Source organism: Myxococcus sp. CA005, assembly GCF_006518205.1.
Lineage (GTDB): Bacteria > Myxococcota > Myxococcia > Myxococcales > Myxococcaceae > Myxococcus > Myxococcus xanthus.
Genome location: NZ_SRLV01000092.1, coordinates 1 through 16,045, shown reverse-complemented (window position 1 = coordinate 16,045; position 16,045 = coordinate 1). Strand labels below are relative to the sequence as shown.

Sequence of the window (16,045 nt, the reverse complement as noted above, 5' to 3'; positions counted from 1 at the left end):
TCCAGGTGGGGGCGCCTGTTGCGATGCAGGTCCGGGGGAACCTGGCGGGCAGCGTTGCATGCGGGCGCACCCATGGGTCAAGGCACGGTGCGCGAGGCACCGCGAACTCGTACCGGGAGTCGTCAGCCCTGCTCCACGGCGCGTCGCAGCTCGGCGAAAAGGCGGCCCAGCGCGTCGAGTTGGTAGTGCGCGTTGAGCCCGCTGGGATTGGGCAGCACCCACAAGCGCGTGTCGCCCAGGCGCTCCGGTTGCGTGCCCAGCGCGGCCTTGGGACGGCCAAAGGCGATGCGGTAGGCGCTCACGCCCAGCACCGCGAGGAAGCGGGGCTGGTAGCGCGCCACCTTGGCTTCCAGCGCCTTCGCGCCCCGGGCCAGCTCGGCGGGGTTCAGCAGGTCCGCGGTGGCGGTGGCGCGGTCCACCACGTTGGTGATGCCGTAGCCCAGCGCGAGCAAGGCCTCCTGCTCCGTGGGTTGGAAAGTGTGCGGAGTGATGCCCGCGGCATGCAGCGTGGGCCAGAAGCGATTGCCGGGCCGCGCGAAGTGATAGCCCACCACCGCGGAGTAGAGGCTGGGGTTGATGCCGCAGAAGAGCACGCGCAGCCGGGGCGCGATGACGTCCGGCATGGTGCGACCGGCGGCTGCGTCCAGCTCATCTCGCGAGGGGCGACGGAGCGGTGTCATGGGGGCGCATCTTCGCGAGCCTACCTGGGAAGGCAACCCCCCAGGGCCCCATGCACGGGGTGGGGTGTTGCCCGTGGGACGGAGCGGCGTGGGCGCTCGGATGGCTGGCGAATACGCGCGGGGTGGGGCAGGCTCGGCCCCTTCGCGCCGACGCAACCCAGGAGGCCCTTCGCGATGCCGCACATCGTCACCCTGACGCTCAACCCGACCATCGACGTGGCTACGTCCGTGCCGGAAGTCACGCCGGAGCACAAGCTGCGCTGTGGCCCCGTGCGCAGGGACCCGGGTGGGGGCGGCATCAACGTGGCGCGCGTGGTGCGTGAGCTGGGCGGTGAGGCCATCGCCGTCTACACGCGGGGCGGGGCCACCGGGAGCCAGTTGGAGGAGCTCCTGGAGGAGAAGGGCCTGCTGCGCCGCTCCGTGCCGTTGCAGGACGCCACCCGGGAGAGCTTCACGGTGGCGGAAGGCACGGGCGCGCGTGAGTATCGCTTCATCCTGCCAGGGCCCACGCTGTCCGAGCGCGAGTGGCAGCGCTGCCTCGACGCACTGGAGGACGTGGCCGTGGGCGCGACCTACATCGTCGCCAGCGGCAGCCTGGCGCCCGGCGTACCGGAGGACTTCTATGCCCGTGTGGCCCGGCTGGGGAAGCGCCTGGCCGTGCGCGTGGTGGTGGACACCAACGGTCCGCCGCTGCGGGCCGCGCTGGAAGAGGGCGTGTTCATGGCCAAGCCCAACCGCCGCGAGCTGCGGGACCTGAGCGGCGCGTCGGTGGAAGACTTCGCCACCCAGGCCGCCGCGGCGCGCGAGCTGGTGGCCCAGGGCCGCGCCGAAGTGCTGGCGGTGTCCATGGGCGCGGACGGCGCGCTGGTGACGACGCGCACCGCCCAGTTCCGGGCGACGCCGCCCCCGGTGCGGACGTACAGCTCGGTGGGCGCGGGGGACAGCTTTGTCGCGGGGATGACGCTTGCGCTCGCGCGGGGCCAGTCCACCGAGGACGCGCTGCGCTGGGGCATCGCCTCCGGGACGGCCGCGCTGCTCACCCAGGGGACGGACCTGTGTTACCGGGCGGACGTGGAGCGGCTCTTCACCCAGGTGAAGGCGGAGCCGGTGTCGCGTCCGTAGGCACCCCGCCCGCAGAGGGAAGGAGGGCTTGCCCCTTCCATTCCCAGGAGTGGCGGCGGCGAGGCCGAATTCGGGGTGCGAGGTGGTGGCGGCGCGAACATGTTGCCGGTGTACGAGCGGGCTTTCGGGGCGAGGGCCCGCGTTCCACGCTTCCGAGGTGACACGCATGAAGCATCCACTCCGCCATGTCTGGGGCCGGCTCCTCCTGGCCGGTGCCCTGACGACGGGACTGCTGGCCTGCCAGGGCCGACAAGGGCTGCGCAGCGAGGATTCGGAGAAGGTGACGGTGTTGCGGGGCGTGCGGGTCATCGACGGGCGCGGCGGTGCTCCGCTGGAGAACGCCGCCGTCGTCATCCAGGGCACGACGCTTCAGCGCGTGGGGCCGGTGGATGAAGTGGAAGTGCCCGCCTCGGCCACGGTCATCGAGCTGCCGGGACGGACGGTGCTCCCCGGTCTCATCTCCAACCACTCCCACCTGGGAATGACGCGAGGCACGGATTCGGGTGGGCAGAACTACCAGCGCGACAACATCGCGCGGCAGCTCACGCAGTGGGAGTCCTACGGCGTGACGACGGTGACGTCGCTGGGTCTCAACACGCCGCTCATCTACGAACTCCAGAAGGAGGTCGAGCAGGGCACGCTGCCGGGCGCATCCATCCTCAGCGGGGACCAGGGCATCGGCGTGCCGGAAGGGGCGCCGCCGATGAAGGTCGTCGAGCATCAGCTCTATCGCCCCGCGACGCCCGACGAGGCGCGCCAGGACGTGCGCGAGACGGCGTCCCGCCACCCGGCGTTCGTGAAGGTCTGGGTGGATGACTTCGGCGGAACGGTGAAGAACAAGATGACGCCGGAGGTCTACACGGCGGTGATTGACGAGGCGCACCGGCAGGGACTGCGGGTCGCCGCGCACATCCATGATCTGGAGGACGCCAAGCGCCTGGTCGCGGCGGGGGTGGATGTGCTCGCGCACGGCGTTCGTGACATGGAGGTGGACGCGGAACTCGTGGACGCGATGAAGGCGCGGGGCACCTGGTACATCCCCACGCTGGGCCTCAATGAGTCGTTCTACATCTACGCCGAGGGACCGGCGTGGATGGCCGACCCCTTCTTCCGCCGCGCGCTGTCACCTGACCTGGCGCGCCAGTTGGATGACCCGGCGTGGCGCGCCAGCGTGCTGGAGGATGGGAAGACAGCTCCGGTGAACAAGAAGGCGCTGACCATCAACCTGAAGAACGTGAAGACGCTCCATGACGCGGGCGTCCGGATTGGCTTCGGCACGGACTCCGGCGCCACGCCGGTGCGCATCCCGGGCTTCGCGGAGCACCGCGAGCTGAAGCTGCTCACGGAGGCGGGCCTCACGCCGTTGCAGGCCATCCGGCTGGCCACGGCGAACGCGGCGGAGTTGCTGGGGTTGAAGGACCGGGGCGTCATCGAAGCCGGGCGGCGGGCGGACCTGGTGGTGGTGCAAGGGGACCCGTCGACGAGCATCGACGACCTCTCCCGCATCGAGTCGGTGTGGCACCGAGGCAAGCAGGTGCCGGGGCCCACCTCGGCCCCCGCCCAGGAGTGAGGCGATGACGCGTCTTCAGCGCCGGTTGCTTCGCGGCGCCCTGGCCACCACCTTCCTGCTGGGAGCTCCGGGCATGACACAGACGACACTCCAACCGTCCACGTCGAAGGTGCAGCAGGCGGCATCACCTGAACGGCTGCTGTTCAAGGATGACGGGATGACGCCGAACAGCCGCTTGCCCACGCTCGTCTATCGCGGCGTGACGCTGGAAGGGGACAAGGCGAGCGCGCTGGAGACGCTGTTCTCCGCGAATGGCTGGCCGGCGCGCTGGCGGTACACCGTCTATGACTTCCACCACTACCACTCCAATGCGCACGAGGTGCTGGGCGTGGCTGCCGGCACCGCGCGGCTGAAGCTGGGCGGCGAGTCCGGGCAGGAGGTCACCGTCCAGGCCGGCGATGTGCTGGTGCTCCCCGCGGGCACGGGCCACCGCCGGTTGGAGGCCAGTAGGGACTTCCTGGTGGTGGGCGGCTACCCGGGGGGGACGGGCGATTACGACTTGCAGCGCCCGGAGAAGGCGACGCACGACGCCTCCGTCCAGCGGATTGCCCAGGTGCCCCTGCCCGGGGCGGACCCGGTGACGGGCAAGCAGGGCGTGTTGTCCTCGGCCTGGAAGCCGTAGCGCCTCAGCGACGCTCCACGGCGACCGTGCCGCCCTTCATCACCCAGCGCACCTTGCGCAGGGTGGTGATGTCCTTCGTTGGATCTCCCTCCACCGCCACCAAGTCCGCGAGCAGCCCCGCCTTCACCTGGCCCAACTGGTCCTCGCGGTGGAGCATCGCCGCGTTGTTGGAGGTGGCGGCCTGGAGCGCCTGCGCGGGCGTCATGCCGTAGGCCACCATCAGCTCGAGTTCGCGCGCGTTCTCTCCGTGGGGGAAGACGCCGGAGTCTCCCCCCGCGCACATGGGGACGCCGGCGCTGAGGGCCGCGCGGAAGGTGGCGCGCTTCTGTTGGAGGTGGGTGGGCTCCGGGTCCACGCCGCGCTTGTAGCCGCGGTGTTCGAACATCGCTTCGCTGGCGGCCAGGGTGGGGCAGAGGTAGACGCCCCGCTGGGCCATGAGGCGGAACACCTCGGCGGTGCCTTCGTCCCCGTGCTCGATGCTCTCCGCGCCCGCCAGCACCGCGCGGCGGATGCCCTCCGGTGTGGTCGCATGGACGGACACCGGGCGGCCACTGCTTCGGGCGGTGTCGACGATGCGCTTCAGCTCCTCCAGGGAGAAGGTGGGGCGGGCTTCGTGGTTGGGGCCCCAGCGGTAGTCGCCGTACACCTTCACCCAGTCCGCGCCCTGGCCGATTTGCGCGCGCACCACCCGGGTGAGGGTCTCCACGCCGTCCGCCTCTTCCGCTCCCTGGGGGACGTGCCACTCCGAGGCGAAGCCCTTGGGGCCATAGCTGCCGGTGGCGACGATGGCGCGCGTGGCCACCAGTAGGCGCGGGCCGGGGATGATGCCCTGGTGGATGGCCTGCTTGAGGCCGACGTCCGCGTCGGCCGCGCCCTCGGTGCCCAGGTCCCTGGCGGTGGTGAAGCCCGCCGCCAGCGTGGCGCGGGCGTGGTTGGTGGCGCGGGCCACCCGAAGCGCCAGCGACTCCTTCAGCACCTGGTCGTTCCAGGAGGCCTCGTTGTACGGATGGAGGAGCAGGTGGGAGTGGCCCTCGATGAGGCCGGGCAGCAGCGTGGTGCCGCTCAAGTCAACGGACGTGGTGCCCTGGGGGACCTTCACCTTGGCTTCCGGCCCCGCGGCGGCGATGCGGTCGCCCGTCACCAGGACGACCCAGCCCGTGTGCGGCTTGGAGGTGACACCTTCGAAGACGCGGTCGGGACGCAACAGATAGGACGCTGGTGGGGCGGTGTGCGTCGGTTCGGCAGCGGTCGCCACGGTGGTGGCGAACAGCGAGACGAAGAGGAAGGCGCGCATGGGCAGGGGAGCGGGCAAGCTCGGGCGGCGAGAAGGCCTGGGTGTTAAATCGACGGGCATGGCTTTCCAAGACCGCTCGAACGCACTGCAGGCGCTAGAGGCCGAGTTCCAGGCGGAGAAGGCCTCCTCGCTCCGGAAATTGGAAGTGAAGCTGGAGGAGACGCTGCGGGAGCTGTCCGAGGTCGAACGTCAACTGCGGTCCCTCCGGACCGCCGACCGGCGCGCGCAGATTGCCCGCCACCAGGCCCTGCGCAAGGAAGCCGAGCACCAGCGCTGGTGCTTCATGGTGCAGCGGGAGGCGTGTGGCTTCGTCAACCACGACGACCTCGACCGGTACTACCCACTCCCCCCGTCCTGGAGGGAGTGAGCGGAGCTCAGTTCGTGGTGCGCCAGGCGGCCACCGCGAACAGGAGCCAGCCGGCGAGGAAGCCCAGGCCCCCCAGCGGGGTGATGGCTCCCAGCACGCGCACGCCGGAGAGGGCGAGCGCGTAGAGGCTGCCAGAGAACAGGACGATGCCCACCATCATCGCCCAGCCGGCGCCGTTGAGCAGGGACGAGGGGCGGAAGTGCCCCAGCAGGCCCACGGCCAGCAGGCCCAGCGCGTGGTACATGTGATACCGCGCCCCCGTCTCGAAGATGACCTGGAGGTCCTGGGGCAGCCGGCTCTTCAGGGCATGCGCGCCGAAGGCCCCCGCGCTGACGGAGAGGAAAGCGTTCACGGCACCCAGGACGAGCCACCACCGCATCATCGTTCGCCTTTCATCGGAAGTCGGACTGGTGCACGCTACACCGCCGCAGCCGGAGCGTCCTGGCCGACATCAACACCTGGGGCGCTCACAACAGAATGACCTCACCCAACTTCATTCCTTCAACGAAGCCGCTTCCCTTCGAGCTGCACCCGTCCTCCATCCAGGGCCAGGGTGCCTTCGCCATCCGCCGCATCCGCAAGGGCACGCGCATCATCGAGTACCTCGGTGAGCGCATCACGCAGGCGGAAGCGGACGTCCGCTACGACGACGAATCGATGGCGCGGCACCACACGTTCCTGTTCAACCTCGACAAGAGGACGGTGCTGGACGCGGGGACGATTCACAACGAGGCGCGCTACATCAACCACTCGTGCGCGCCCAACTGCGAAGCCCTCATCGAAAAGGGCCACATCTACATCTACGCGCTCACCTCCATCGAGCCCGGTGAGGAGCTGGTGTACGACTACGGCTACGAGCGCACCGAGGACATGGGGCCCGAAGCCGAGGCGCTCTACGTCTGCCGCTGCGGCGCGCCCAATTGCCGGGGCACCATCCTGGCCCCGGCGAAGAAGGCGCCGGCCCGGAAGACGTCGGCCAAGAAGGCGAAGACTTCGTCGACGTCGAGAAAGAAGTCTGCGTCGAAATCCCGGGGCAACAAGGGCGCGGGGGGCAAGAAGGCGGCGGGGAAGAAGTCATCCGCCGGTACCCGCAAGTCCACCCAGCGGGCGAAGTCGCCCAGCCGTAAGCGCGCGAGCTGAACTGTGCACAGGTTCCGGCGCCCTCCCAAGGAGGGCGCCGCTTACCGGCTGTTCGTGCCGTGATGGTGCTGGGCACGTATGGGGCTGCTCATTGACGGTGCGCTCGTGGTCGTTTGCGTTCTCTGCCGAAACATTTTCCGAGCTTGATTAACGGAGCCAATTGCATGCGGGCCGTCGTATTCGCTTTCGTTGTAGCGTTGATGTCATCCGGATGTGGGAGCGGCGCTCTGAGTGCCATCCGAGGGAAGGCTGCGCAGGACATGGCCTGTCCGGAGAAAGACCTGGCAGTCAATCCTGTCCATGATTACGCCGGGGCTCCGAACGAGTCGGGCGCGTACTATGCGGAAGGCTGTCAGAAGCTTCGGCGCTACGAGGTTGGCTGCAACGCCTTTGGGTATTGCCCTGATCCTCATGGGGTCGACATCCAGGAGCTCATCCTTCGTCAGGCGGCCTTCGACCTGAAATGTGAGCAGGACTCGATATCAACCCAGCGGCTGAATCGTGACACGTTTGGCGCGAGAGGCTGTGACCAGCAGGCCAGCTACATCCTGCTGTGCAGTCGCAGCAGCTGCCGCGTGGTTCAGAATACCCAGAGTCAGTAATACAGCCCTGAGAGGTCCTGAGGCGGAGGGAGCGGTGGCCGCTCAACCATTCATTCAAGAACTGGTGGACGAGCCGGCGAGGGCCGCCAATAGACTCCCCTCGTGAACGACGTCCTCCATTTCCTGCTCACTGCACCCTCCGAGCCCCAGGTCCTCGATTCTGTCGACGCTTGGTGGCGCCAGCACCTGGGGCTGTCCTCCCGCTTCTCCTCGCCCGCGGACCTGGCGCTGGCCGGGGGCTTCCTCGCCGACCGGTTGGGGTTCGCCTTCGCTTCTGGCTACCACGCCGCGCACCGGCGCCTGTTTCCGGAGCTCCCGGCGGAGCGGACCATCGCGCTCTGCGCCACGGAGCCGGGTGGCGCGCATCCCAATGCCATCGAGACGCGGCTGACGGATACAGGCGCGGGCCCGCGCCTGTCTGGCACCAAGACGTTCGTCACCCTGGGCACGCACGCGGAGCTGCTGCTGGTGGTGGCGTCGGAGGGGCAGGACGCACAGGGCCGCAACCGCCTGCGCATGGTGGCGGTGGACGCGAAGCGGCCCGGTGTGCGGCTGAGCGCGCTCCCGGAGCTGCCCTTCATCCCTGAGGTTCCCCACGCGGAGCTGGCTCTGGAGGATGTGGCGGTCGCCTCGGAGGACGTGCTTCCGGGAGACGGCTACGCGCGCTACCTCAAGCCCTTCCGCACCGTGGAGGACTGCCACGTCCAGCTCGCGATGCTGGGCTGGCTGCTCCAGGTCGGGCGCCGCAGTGGCTGGCCGGACGACGTGCGCGAGGAGCTGTCCGCCCTGGCGGTGATGATGCGGGGCCTGTCCCAGTTGGACCCGACGGCGGCGTCCACGCACGTGGCCCTGGGCGGAGGGCTGGCGCTCACCAAGCGCGCGGTGCTGGAGCGGTGTGAACCCCTCTGGGCCGCCACGGATGCCATCACGCGAGAGCGCTGGGCTCGGGACCGCGTGCTGCTGGGCGTCGCTGGCAAGGTGCGCGCGAAGCGGCTGGATGCGGCCCGGCAGCGCATCCACGAGGAAACTCGTCGAAGCGGCTGAAGGTTGGGACGCGCCCGCCGCCGGGCATTGCGCACACGGCTCTGGCGGAGCGCTTCGATGCGGCCCGGCCGCGCGAGCCAGGCCGTGGGGCAGGGCGCCTGAAAGGCGAAGGGCCGGGCCTCCGCGCAGGAGGACCCGGCCCCGGTGCTCACCGCGACGCGGTGGCGGTACTCAGTACCGGCCGCCGCCCACGGCGGAGACGATGGCGGAGAGGACGCGGTTCTCCACGCCCCACACGGCCTTGTTCAGGCCCTTGATGCCCGCGCCGCGCAGGTAGTCGGTGAAGTCGTGTAGCGCGGTGGAGCGCTGCATGCCCTCGCCCTTGGCCGCGTAGAGCAGCGGCGTGTTGGGGGCGCCCGTCAGGCCCAGGTCCGGCACGGCCTCGGACAGCTTCTGCGGGTCGATGCCCGTCGCGGCGGACATCATCGCCACGGTGAACTTGTGCACCGGCAGGTCGCGCACGTTCGGGACCTTCTTGTAGACCTTCGCCTTCGTCTTCTCGTCGCTGGCGAGCTGGTCCAGCGACACGTTCGCCATGGCGATGAGCTGCTCGTTCGTCACGTGCTTGCTGTCGAGGATGGCCCGGCTGAACAGGCTGGCCGCGGTGTCACCCTTGATGGTGATGTTGTTCGCGTCCGGGTTCGCCTGGAGCCGCGAGACGATGGACTGCACCGCCTTGCCCACCTCGGTATCCGGACCGCCGCGCCACGCACCGGGAATCGGCTGGGCCGCCGCGGCCGGACGGGCCCGGGCCGCGCCCTCGAAGGAGTTCACCTGCGTGTGACCCACGGCGGTGGCCCGGGCCACGTTGGCGGCCTGCTGAGCTGCCGGCTGGGCCCGCGCAGGCGCGGTGGTGGGGTTCGAGATGACGCGGGGGCGGCTGTCGATGCGGGACATGGCCTGGGGGGCTCCGGGAAAAATCAGCTTGTCGGTGATTATCGCAAGACAGCTGTAAAGGTTGCGTGGGGCGATATGTTCCGCCGCAATGAAGGCCTTTCCCAAAGAGTTCGCTGACTGGCTGACCCCCCGGGGTCGCCGCATCCTCGACGGCAGGGAGCGTGACGTGGTGGGCGCGCTGCTCGACCCGGCGCGTCCCTTTGTGTCACTGCAAGGTGTCATCGACCCACGCCGTGCCGCCGCATGCCGCGATGCGTTGGACGCGGCGATGCGCGAGACGATGGTGCCCATGGAGGACCCGATTCCAGCGGACTCCATCTCCGGGCAGACGATGAACTACATGGAGTTGCTGCCCAAAACGGTGAGGGTGAGCACGGCGCTGCTGGAGGGCCGCCGCTCCCGCTCGTGGCGCGCGGCGGAGTCCGTGGGGCTCACGGACATGCTGCGCTCGGACACCTTCGCCGGGTTCGCCGCCGCGGTGACGGGCCGGGCGCTGCGGCGCAAGTGGGGCATCCAGGCCCTGTGCTACGGGCCGGGGGACTACTCCGGGCCGCACAACGACCACCACCCGGAGGAGCCCGAGGCCCGGGACGGCTACGTGGACATGCACGTCAGCCTCACGCTGCCCGGGGTGGACCACCAGTACCTCATCTATGCCCAGGACGGGCACTTCACGCAGATGACCCCCGTCAGCACCGTGGGCGGCATCACCGTGTACCGGCTGCCCTTCTGGCACTACACGACGCCGCTGCTGGCCCGGAAGGGGAAGGAGGAGACCTCCCGCCGCTGGGTCCTGTTGGGCACCTTCCTGGACGCGGCCCCGGGGGCCCGGCCCGCGACCACCATTCTCCCCGCACAGCCTCCCGCGAAACGCCTGCCCGCCCGGTAGGCTGGTGACTTTCGGGAGTGGCGGCGGGGCCGGACGGCGTTAGCTTGGGGCGCCCTATGAGCCCCATCGACACCGACGCCCTGGCTGGAGACCTCCTCGAGTACATCGACGCCTCGCCCACGCCGTACCACGCGGTGCGCGAGTCGGCCCGCCGTCTGACGCAGGCGGGCTACCGCCAGTTGGACGAGCGCGAGCCCTGGGCGCCGGAGCCTGGCGCGCGCGTGTTCATCACCCGCGGCGACACGAGCATCGCGGCCTTCCACCTCGGCACCCAGCCCGTGGACCGGGCGGGCTTCCGGCTGGTGGGCTCGCACACGGACTCGCCGAACCTGCGCGTGAAGCCGAACGCGGCGGTGACGAAGAACGGCTACCAGCAGCTCGGCGTGGAGATTTACGGTGGGGTGTTGCTGCACACCTGGACGGACCGGGACTTGTCGCTCGCCGGCCGCGTCATGGTGATGGTGGAGGGCCGCCCCCAGCGGCACCTGGTGGATTTCCGCCGGCCGCTGCTGCGCGTGCCCAACCTGGCCATTCACCTCAACCGCGGGGTGAACTCGGACGGGCTCAAGCTGAACGCGCAGGAGCACATGGTGCCGGTGCTGGGCCTGGAGCGCGCGGGCGTCGCGGAGCTGCACGGGCTGCTGCTGGAGGAGTTGGCCAAGGGCGGCGTGAAGGCGCAGGCGGGGGACATCCTCGGCTACGACTTGTGCCTCTATGACTTGCAGCCGTCCATCCGCTCGGGCGCGCACGGCGAGTTCCTCCACGCGCCGCGCCTGGACAACCTGGCCAGTTGTCACGCCAGCCTGTCCGCGCTGCTCTCCAGCAGCGAGCCGCGTGAGGCCACCAGCGGCGTCATCCTGTTCGACCACGAAGAGGTGGGTAGCCGCAGCGCGCAGGGCGCCGCGTCACCCTTCCTGCGCACGCTGCTGGAGCGCCTGACGCTGGCGCACTCGGACGGCAAGCCGGACGCGTTCCACCGCGCCATCGCGCACTCGTTCCTGGTGAGCGCGGACATGGCGCACGCCATCCATCCCAACTACCCGTCCCTGCACGAGCCCAAGCACCAGCCGCACATGGGCGCGGGCCCGGTCATCAAGTCGAACGTGAATCAGTCCTACGCCACGGATGGCGAGTCGTGGGCCTTCTTCACGGCGCTGTGCCGCGAGGCCGGCGTGACGCCGCAGCACTTCGTCACCCGCACCGACCTGGGCTGTGGCAGCACCATTGGCCCCATCTCCGCGGGCCAGCTCGGCATCCGCACGGTGGACGTGGGCAACCCCATGCTGTCCATGCACTCCATCCGGGAGATGGCCTGCGCCACCGACGTGGCGCAGATGGTGGCCGTGCTCAGCCGCCTCTTCGCGTCGTAGTCCCGCGGGGGCTCAGGAGACCGCGAGCGTCAGGCGGCGCTCGCGGGCTTCCGTCAGCGTGGGCGCGTCCATCAGCACCGCCGTCTTCTCCGGCGGGGACAGTGGCTCCACGTTGTCACCCAGCAGCTTGCGCCGCGCGGAGGCCAGCGCCATGGGGACGGCGGCCGGCGAGGGCTGGGACTCCAGCAGCGCCAGGTGCAGCGCGTGCGCCTTGGCATCGGAGATGACGTGGTCCACCGCGTCCTTCACCGGCTCCAGCGCGTGCTCCTCGGCCACCTCTTGCGCCCGCTCCAACACGCGCGGGGGCTCTGTCTCCTCGGGGATGACGAGCAGCCCGCGCCGCTCCAGCCAGAGGCCCAGCGACGCGCGGGACGTGAAGACGGAGAGGGGGATGGACAGCAGCAGGCCGGCCACGACGGGCGACAGCCACAGCAGCAGCCCGGGCGACAGGAAGAACGCCACCGCCGCCAGCACCACGCCCACGGTGGTGTGAACGGCATGCCGCCGGGTCGCCTCGGCCCAGGGCAGGTCGGCGTCGTCGCGTTGCTGGCTGGACCACGTCACCTTGTAGCCAAGCAGCGTGCCGAAGACGAAGTGCGACTGGAACAGCATCATCACCGGCGCCATCAGCGTGGCCAGCACGCTCTCCAGCACCACGCTCAGCATCAGCCGCACCCGGCCGCCCATGAGCGCCGAGTCCTGGGAACTGGCCAGCGCCAGCAGCAGCCCGAAGCACTTGGGCGCGAACAGCATGGCCATGGACACGGAGAACAGCCGCACGGCGCCCGTGGTGTCGAACGCCAGCGCCTCCGGGCCCAGGTCCTCCAGCAGGTGCGGGTTGGAGAAGGACAGCCACCCGTCGTAGAGGCCGGCAATCAGTCCGGACATCAGGAACAGCAGCCACAGCGGGGACGCCGCGTAGGACATCACGCCCATCAGGAAGTGGCCCCGGCTGATGGGGTGCAGGCCGCCCGCGGCCACCAGGCTCAGGTGCTGGAGGTTGCCCTGGCACCAGCGGCGGTCTCTCTGTGCGTAGTCCAGCAGGCTGGGGGGCGGCTGCTCGAAGCTGCCGCCCAGCTCCGTCACCAGCCACACGGTGTAGCCGGCGCGGCGCATCAGCGCGGCCTCCACGAAGTCGTGGCTGAGGATGTGGCCACCGAAGGGCTGCTGACCGGGGAGCACCGGCAGACCGCAGTGCTGGATGAAGGCCTCCGTGCGGATGATGGCGTTGTGACCCCAGTAGTTGGACTCGCCCAACTGCCACGCCGCCGCGCCCGCGGCCACCACCGGGCCGTAGACGCGCCCGGCGAACTGCTGCAGCCGGGCGAAGAGGGTGCTGCGGCCCACGTTCAGCGGCGGCGCCTGGAGGATGCCCGCGCGCGGGTTGAGCTCCATCAGCCGCGCCATTGTCACCAGCGTGCGGCCGTCCATCAGGCTGTCGGCGTCCAGCACGATGGTGAAGTCGTAGTGCCGGCCCCAGCGCTCGCAGAAGTCCTGGAGGTTGCCGGCCTTCTTGCCGGTGTTGTCCGTGCGGCGCCGGTAGAAGATGCGTCCCTGGCCACCCACGCGGCGGCACAGGTCGGCCCAGGCGAGTTCCTCGGCGATCCACGCCTCCGGGCGGGTAGAGTCGCTGAGGATGTAGAAGTCGAAGGCGTCCAACTGCCCGGTGGCCTCCACGGACTCGTAGGTGGCCTGCACGTTGGCGAAGACGGAGGCCGGGTCCTCGTTGTGGACCGGCATCACCACCGACGTGCGCGAGGTGAGCCGCGTGGCGGACTCCTCCTCCGTGGGCCAGCGCAGGCCGGGCAGCCGCTTGCTCACGGCGAGTTGGAGGAACCCCGCCACCGCCGTCCAGAAGGACAGCGCAATCCACCCGAAGCACAGGGCGAAGAGCACCAGCAGCACGCCTTCGGGGACGGTGGTGCCGCGCGCGCTCAGCAGGCGGTGCATCTCCCAGGTGCCCACGAGGGTGGACACGGCGGCCAGGCCCAGGACGAAGAGGCGCCGGATGCCGGCGCTCTCCGGTGAGAACGAATGAGCGTGCATGGCGGAACCTCGCGAGGAGTCTCCCGGAGCAGGAGGCTGCGTCAGCGGGAGACGGACATGTCCGGCTGTCCGGCGCGCAGCCAGCGGCGCAGGCGCTCACCCAGCGGCCACAGCACGAGCTGCTGCTCCGGCATCTGCGTGGCAACCTGCGCTGGCGTCGGCACCGGCACCGCGGCGCGCAGGGCGCGGTAGAGCTCGCGCGGCACCGCGTCCCGGGTGAGCACGGAGGCGCCGAAGCGCGCGCCGTCGCTGAGGACGAAGGCGGCGCGGCCACGGGTCAGCAACCGGCCCTCGCCCACGACGTCCATGTCCAGCACGCGCGTCAGCCACGTCTCCATGCGGGCACGGGCCAGGGCCACGGCGGCCTGCGGCTTCACGTTGGACGCGGTGACACCCTCCAGCGCCCAGGCGGCCAGCACGGCCAGGTCCTCGGCGGATTCGAAGCCGAAGCCCTGGAAGAAGGCGTCGAGCGCCACGCACGTCTCCGGACGGACCCAGTCGGTCGGCACGGAGGGGCTGGTGTTCGGCGTCGTCACGGAATCCATAGATAGCTCCAGGTCTCGGTGAGGGTCTCCGAACCGCGCCGCAGGAACGCGCGCAGCTCGATGGGTTCACTGGTGCCCTCGGGCTCCAGCTCGAAGGTGGTGCGCCAACCCCCGGAAGGTTCGTGGCGCTGGATGGTGGAGCGCAGCACCTGGCCCTTGGCCGCGGTGATGACGGCTTCCACCGGCCCGTCCTCGGCGCGGGCGGTGCGAGAGAAGTCGAGGATGAATCGGCGCGTGGCCGGCGTGACGCCTTCGCCCACGGGCATGCCCGGGGTGATGGCGGAGGTGATGCGCGTCGAGGTGACGACGCCGCCGGTGCTCTCCCAGGGCGACCTGGCGCCCCAGTGCAGGCGGTAGGCCACGCGCAGCGGCGTGCCCGGGGTGAGCGGCGCGTCCGGTACCCAGAAGGCGACGATGTTGTCGTGCGTCTCGTCCGGCGTCGGAATCTCCACCAGCCGCACCGCGCCCGCGCCCCATTCGCCCACGGGCTCCACCCACGCGCTGGGGCGGCGCTCGTAGTGGGCCTCCAGGTCCTCGTAGTTGTGGAAGGCCGTATCGCGCTGCAACAGACCGAAGGCGCGCGGAGTCTCCGCGCGGAAGCTGGAGGTGCGCACCTGCCGCGGGTTCTGCAGCGGGCGCCACAGTTGCTCGCCGTCCTTGGTCCAGACGAGGAGGCCGTCCGAGTCGTGGACCTCCGGCCGGAAGTCGTCGAACTTCGCGCGGTCGTTCTCACCGAACAGGTACATGCTGGTGAGCGGCGCCACGCCCAGGTTGTCGATGGTGCGGCGCGAGAAGAGGGTGGCCTGCACCTCCATCACCGTGTTCGAGCCCGGGGTGATGGTGAAGCGGTACGCCCCGGTGATGCTCGGGCCGTCCATCAGCGCGTGAACCACCACCTGGCCCGCGCCGGAGGCCGGGCGCTCCAGCCAGAACTCTCGAAACTCCGGGAACTCCTCGGGGCTCGGCTGCGCGGTGTCGATGGCGATGCCACGCGCGGAGAGGCCGTAGAGGTTGCCCTGGCCCAGCGAGCGGAAGTAGCTGGCGCCCTGGAACACCGCGAGCTCGTCGAAGATGTCCGGGCGGTTGAGCGGGTGGTGGAAGCGCAGGCCCGCGAAGCCGTCCACGCCGCTGCGAGGCAGGGACGCCTTGTTGACGACCTTGCCGTAGCTGAAGAGGTCCTGGGAGAAGCGCAGCGGCTGCGAGCGGCCCGCCTCCACGACGTTCATCACCACTGGGGACTGGAACAGGAAGCCCGGGTGGAAGAACTGCACCTGGAAGGGCAGGCCCGCGTCTCGCCAGTGCGCGCGCTCCGGACGGAAGCGGATGTCGCGGTACTGGTCGTAGTTGAGCTGCGTGTACGCCTTCGGCAGTGACTTCGGCGGCGCCTGGTAGGGCCGGGCCGCCAGCGCCCGCGCGCGCTCCACCACCGTCTCCGTGGAGAAGGCCGTCGTGCCCTTCGTGGCCGCGGTCTGGGCCTTGGCCGGCGGAGCCGCCACGGCGGCGCCGCTCGACGCCACCGCCATGGCACACAGCCACGGCGCACCCAGCTTCAACGCTTTCTGCCGCAACGACGTCACGTCCGAGCGCCTCCGAAGGAGAGGTTTCGCCGAACGGCTCCGGTGTCCCGGACCTCGCCCGACCGCACGCTCCGCGTGGACTCGCGGTGCGGCGCGTCAGTGCTTCAGCAACCCGCGTACCAGCCCCGCAGGCCCGAATTCGCTGTCAGAAAAATGCTGTGATTCCAGTGGGTTGGGGCGATGCGTCACTGGGAAGTCACGAAAAGCACACTCTGCGCATGCCTCCCGTGGACGGTTTCCTGCCCAGCGGTCGGGGGCGGTGGGGAGGATAGGGGCAGGG

General features: G+C 70.1%; 15 protein-coding genes. 8 read left to right on the top strand and 7 right to left on the bottom strand.

Annotated elements, in window-relative coordinates:
• Positions 1 to 122: 122 nt before the first annotated feature.
• Positions 123 to 623, bottom strand: coding sequence for a G/U mismatch-specific DNA glycosylase (gene mug, locus FMQ63_RS30335; RefSeq protein ID WP_011552446.1), 501 nt, complete (start codon positions 621 to 623; stop codon positions 123 to 125).
• A gap of 231 nt (positions 624 to 854) precedes the next feature.
• Here mug and FMQ63_RS30330 point away from each other — a divergent pair, with 231 nt between their 5' ends.
• The 3 genes from FMQ63_RS30330 to FMQ63_RS30320 all read left to right on the top strand — a co-directional run bounded on the left by FMQ63_RS30330 (position 855) and on the right by FMQ63_RS30320 (position 3,994).
• Positions 855 to 1,802 (top strand): 1-phosphofructokinase family hexose kinase, encoded by a 948-nt coding sequence (locus FMQ63_RS30330; protein ID WP_011552447.1) that lies wholly within the window; start codon positions 855 to 857, stop codon positions 1,800 to 1,802.
• 166 nt (positions 1,803 to 1,968) lie between these two features.
• Complete coding sequence (locus FMQ63_RS30325) at positions 1,969 to 3,372, top strand: amidohydrolase family protein (RefSeq protein WP_011552448.1); 1,404 nt, start codon at positions 1,969 to 1,971, stop codon at positions 3,370 to 3,372.
• Between the two features lie 4 nt (positions 3,373 to 3,376).
• Positions 3,377 to 3,994 (top strand): cupin domain-containing protein, encoded by a 618-nt coding sequence (locus FMQ63_RS30320; RefSeq protein ID WP_011552449.1) that lies wholly within the window; start codon positions 3,377 to 3,379, stop codon positions 3,992 to 3,994.
• 4 nt (positions 3,995 to 3,998) lie between these two features.
• Here FMQ63_RS30320 and FMQ63_RS30315 read toward each other — a convergent pair whose 3' ends face one another.
• Positions 3,999 to 5,288 carry an amidohydrolase family protein gene (locus FMQ63_RS30315; protein WP_011552450.1) on the bottom strand — a complete coding sequence of 430 codons (1,290 nt, stop codon included), beginning with the start codon at positions 5,286 to 5,288 and terminating at the stop codon, positions 3,999 to 4,001.
• A gap of 58 nt (positions 5,289 to 5,346) precedes the next feature.
• On the opposite strand from FMQ63_RS30315, the gene FMQ63_RS30310 reads away from it, so the two are divergent.
• Complete coding sequence (locus tag FMQ63_RS30310) at positions 5,347 to 5,655, top strand: hypothetical protein (protein WP_011552451.1); 309 nt, start codon at positions 5,347 to 5,349, stop codon at positions 5,653 to 5,655.
• 7 nt (positions 5,656 to 5,662) lie between these two features.
• Here FMQ63_RS30310 and FMQ63_RS30305 read toward each other — a convergent pair whose 3' ends face one another.
• The gene (locus tag FMQ63_RS30305) at positions 5,663 to 6,037 is read right to left on the bottom strand and encodes a DUF423 domain-containing protein (protein WP_011552452.1); all 375 of its coding nucleotides are present in this window, start codon (positions 6,035 to 6,037) and stop codon (positions 5,663 to 5,665) included.
• Positions 6,038 to 6,132: 95 nt separating this feature from the next.
• On the opposite strand from FMQ63_RS30305, the gene FMQ63_RS30300 reads away from it, so the two are divergent.
• Both FMQ63_RS30300 and FMQ63_RS30295 read left to right on the top strand, forming a co-directional pair.
• Positions 6,133 to 6,795 carry an SET domain-containing protein gene (locus FMQ63_RS30300; protein ID WP_011552453.1) on the top strand — a complete coding sequence of 221 codons (663 nt, stop codon included), beginning with the start codon at positions 6,133 to 6,135 and terminating at the stop codon, positions 6,793 to 6,795.
• A gap of 704 nt (positions 6,796 to 7,499) precedes the next feature.
• Entirely contained in the window at positions 7,500 to 8,441 is a 942-nt protein-coding gene (locus tag FMQ63_RS30295) for an acyl-CoA dehydrogenase family protein (RefSeq protein ID WP_011552454.1), read from the top strand.
• Between the two features lie 171 nt (positions 8,442 to 8,612).
• Here the strand turns inward: FMQ63_RS30295 and FMQ63_RS30290 are convergent, their stop codons facing one another.
• The gene (locus FMQ63_RS30290; RefSeq protein ID WP_011552455.1) at positions 8,613 to 9,482 is read right to left on the bottom strand and encodes a hypothetical protein; all 870 of its coding nucleotides are present in this window, start codon (positions 9,480 to 9,482) and stop codon (positions 8,613 to 8,615) included.
• Here FMQ63_RS30290 and FMQ63_RS30285 point away from each other — a divergent pair.
• Positions 9,427 to 10,227, top strand: coding sequence for a hypothetical protein (locus FMQ63_RS30285; RefSeq protein ID WP_011552456.1), 801 nt, complete (start codon positions 9,427 to 9,429; stop codon positions 10,225 to 10,227). The genes FMQ63_RS30290 and FMQ63_RS30285 overlap by 56 nt on opposite strands.
• Positions 10,228 to 10,283: 56 nt before the next feature.
• Complete coding sequence (locus FMQ63_RS30280; RefSeq protein ID WP_026113935.1) at positions 10,284 to 11,597, top strand: M18 family aminopeptidase; 1,314 nt, start codon at positions 10,284 to 10,286, stop codon at positions 11,595 to 11,597.
• A gap of 12 nt (positions 11,598 to 11,609) precedes the next feature.
• On the opposite strand, the gene mdoH is transcribed toward FMQ63_RS30280, so the two are convergent.
• Genes mdoH through FMQ63_RS30265 form a run of 3 tightly spaced genes read right to left on the bottom strand, consistent with a single transcriptional unit; the run spans position 11,610 to position 15,765 of the window.
• Positions 11,610 to 13,643, bottom strand: coding sequence for a glucans biosynthesis glucosyltransferase MdoH (gene mdoH, locus FMQ63_RS30275; protein ID WP_011552458.1), 2,034 nt, complete (start codon positions 13,641 to 13,643; stop codon positions 11,610 to 11,612).
• Between the two features lie 41 nt (positions 13,644 to 13,684).
• Positions 13,685 to 14,188, bottom strand: a complete 504-nt coding sequence (locus FMQ63_RS30270) for a hypothetical protein (RefSeq protein ID WP_011552459.1) — start codon at positions 14,186 to 14,188, stop codon at positions 13,685 to 13,687.
• Positions 14,176 to 15,765 (bottom strand): glucan biosynthesis protein, encoded by a 1,590-nt coding sequence (locus tag FMQ63_RS30265; RefSeq protein WP_011552460.1) that lies wholly within the window; start codon positions 15,763 to 15,765, stop codon positions 14,176 to 14,178. Before FMQ63_RS30265 ends, FMQ63_RS30270 begins: the two co-directional genes overlap by 13 nt.
• Positions 15,766 to 16,045: the final 280 nt, after the last annotated feature.

Bases quoted from the DNA above. Each gene is read 5' to 3' on its own strand.
- mug (WP_011552446.1), bottom strand. From the start codon at position 623: ATGCCGGACGTCATCGCGCCCCGGCTGCGCGTGCTCTTCTGCGGCATC.
- FMQ63_RS30330 (WP_011552447.1), top strand. From the start codon at position 855: ATGCCGCACATCGTCACCCTGACGCTCAACCCGACCATCGACGTGGCT.
- FMQ63_RS30325 (WP_011552448.1), top strand. From the start codon at position 1,969: ATGAAGCATCCACTCCGCCATGTCTGGGGCCGGCTCCTCCTGGCCGGT.
- FMQ63_RS30320 (WP_011552449.1), top strand. From the start codon at position 3,377: ATGACGCGTCTTCAGCGCCGGTTGCTTCGCGGCGCCCTGGCCACCACC.
- FMQ63_RS30315 (WP_011552450.1), bottom strand. From the start codon at position 5,288: ATGCGCGCCTTCCTCTTCGTCTCGCTGTTCGCCACCACCGTGGCGACC.
- FMQ63_RS30310 (WP_011552451.1), top strand. From the start codon at position 5,347: ATGGCTTTCCAAGACCGCTCGAACGCACTGCAGGCGCTAGAGGCCGAG.
- FMQ63_RS30305 (WP_011552452.1), bottom strand. From the start codon at position 6,037: ATGATGCGGTGGTGGCTCGTCCTGGGTGCCGTGAACGCTTTCCTCTCC.
- FMQ63_RS30300 (WP_011552453.1), top strand. From the start codon at position 6,133: ATGACCTCACCCAACTTCATTCCTTCAACGAAGCCGCTTCCCTTCGAG.
- FMQ63_RS30285 (WP_011552456.1), top strand. From the start codon at position 9,427: ATGAAGGCCTTTCCCAAAGAGTTCGCTGACTGGCTGACCCCCCGGGGT.
- FMQ63_RS30290 (WP_011552455.1), bottom strand. From the start codon at position 9,482: ATGCGGCGACCCCGGGGGGTCAGCCAGTCAGCGAACTCTTTGGGAAAG.
- FMQ63_RS30280 (WP_026113935.1), top strand. From the start codon at position 10,284: ATGAGCCCCATCGACACCGACGCCCTGGCTGGAGACCTCCTCGAGTAC.
- mdoH (WP_011552458.1), bottom strand. From the start codon at position 13,643: ATGCACGCTCATTCGTTCTCACCGGAGAGCGCCGGCATCCGGCGCCTC.
- FMQ63_RS30270 (WP_011552459.1), bottom strand. From the start codon at position 14,188: ATGGATTCCGTGACGACGCCGAACACCAGCCCCTCCGTGCCGACCGAC.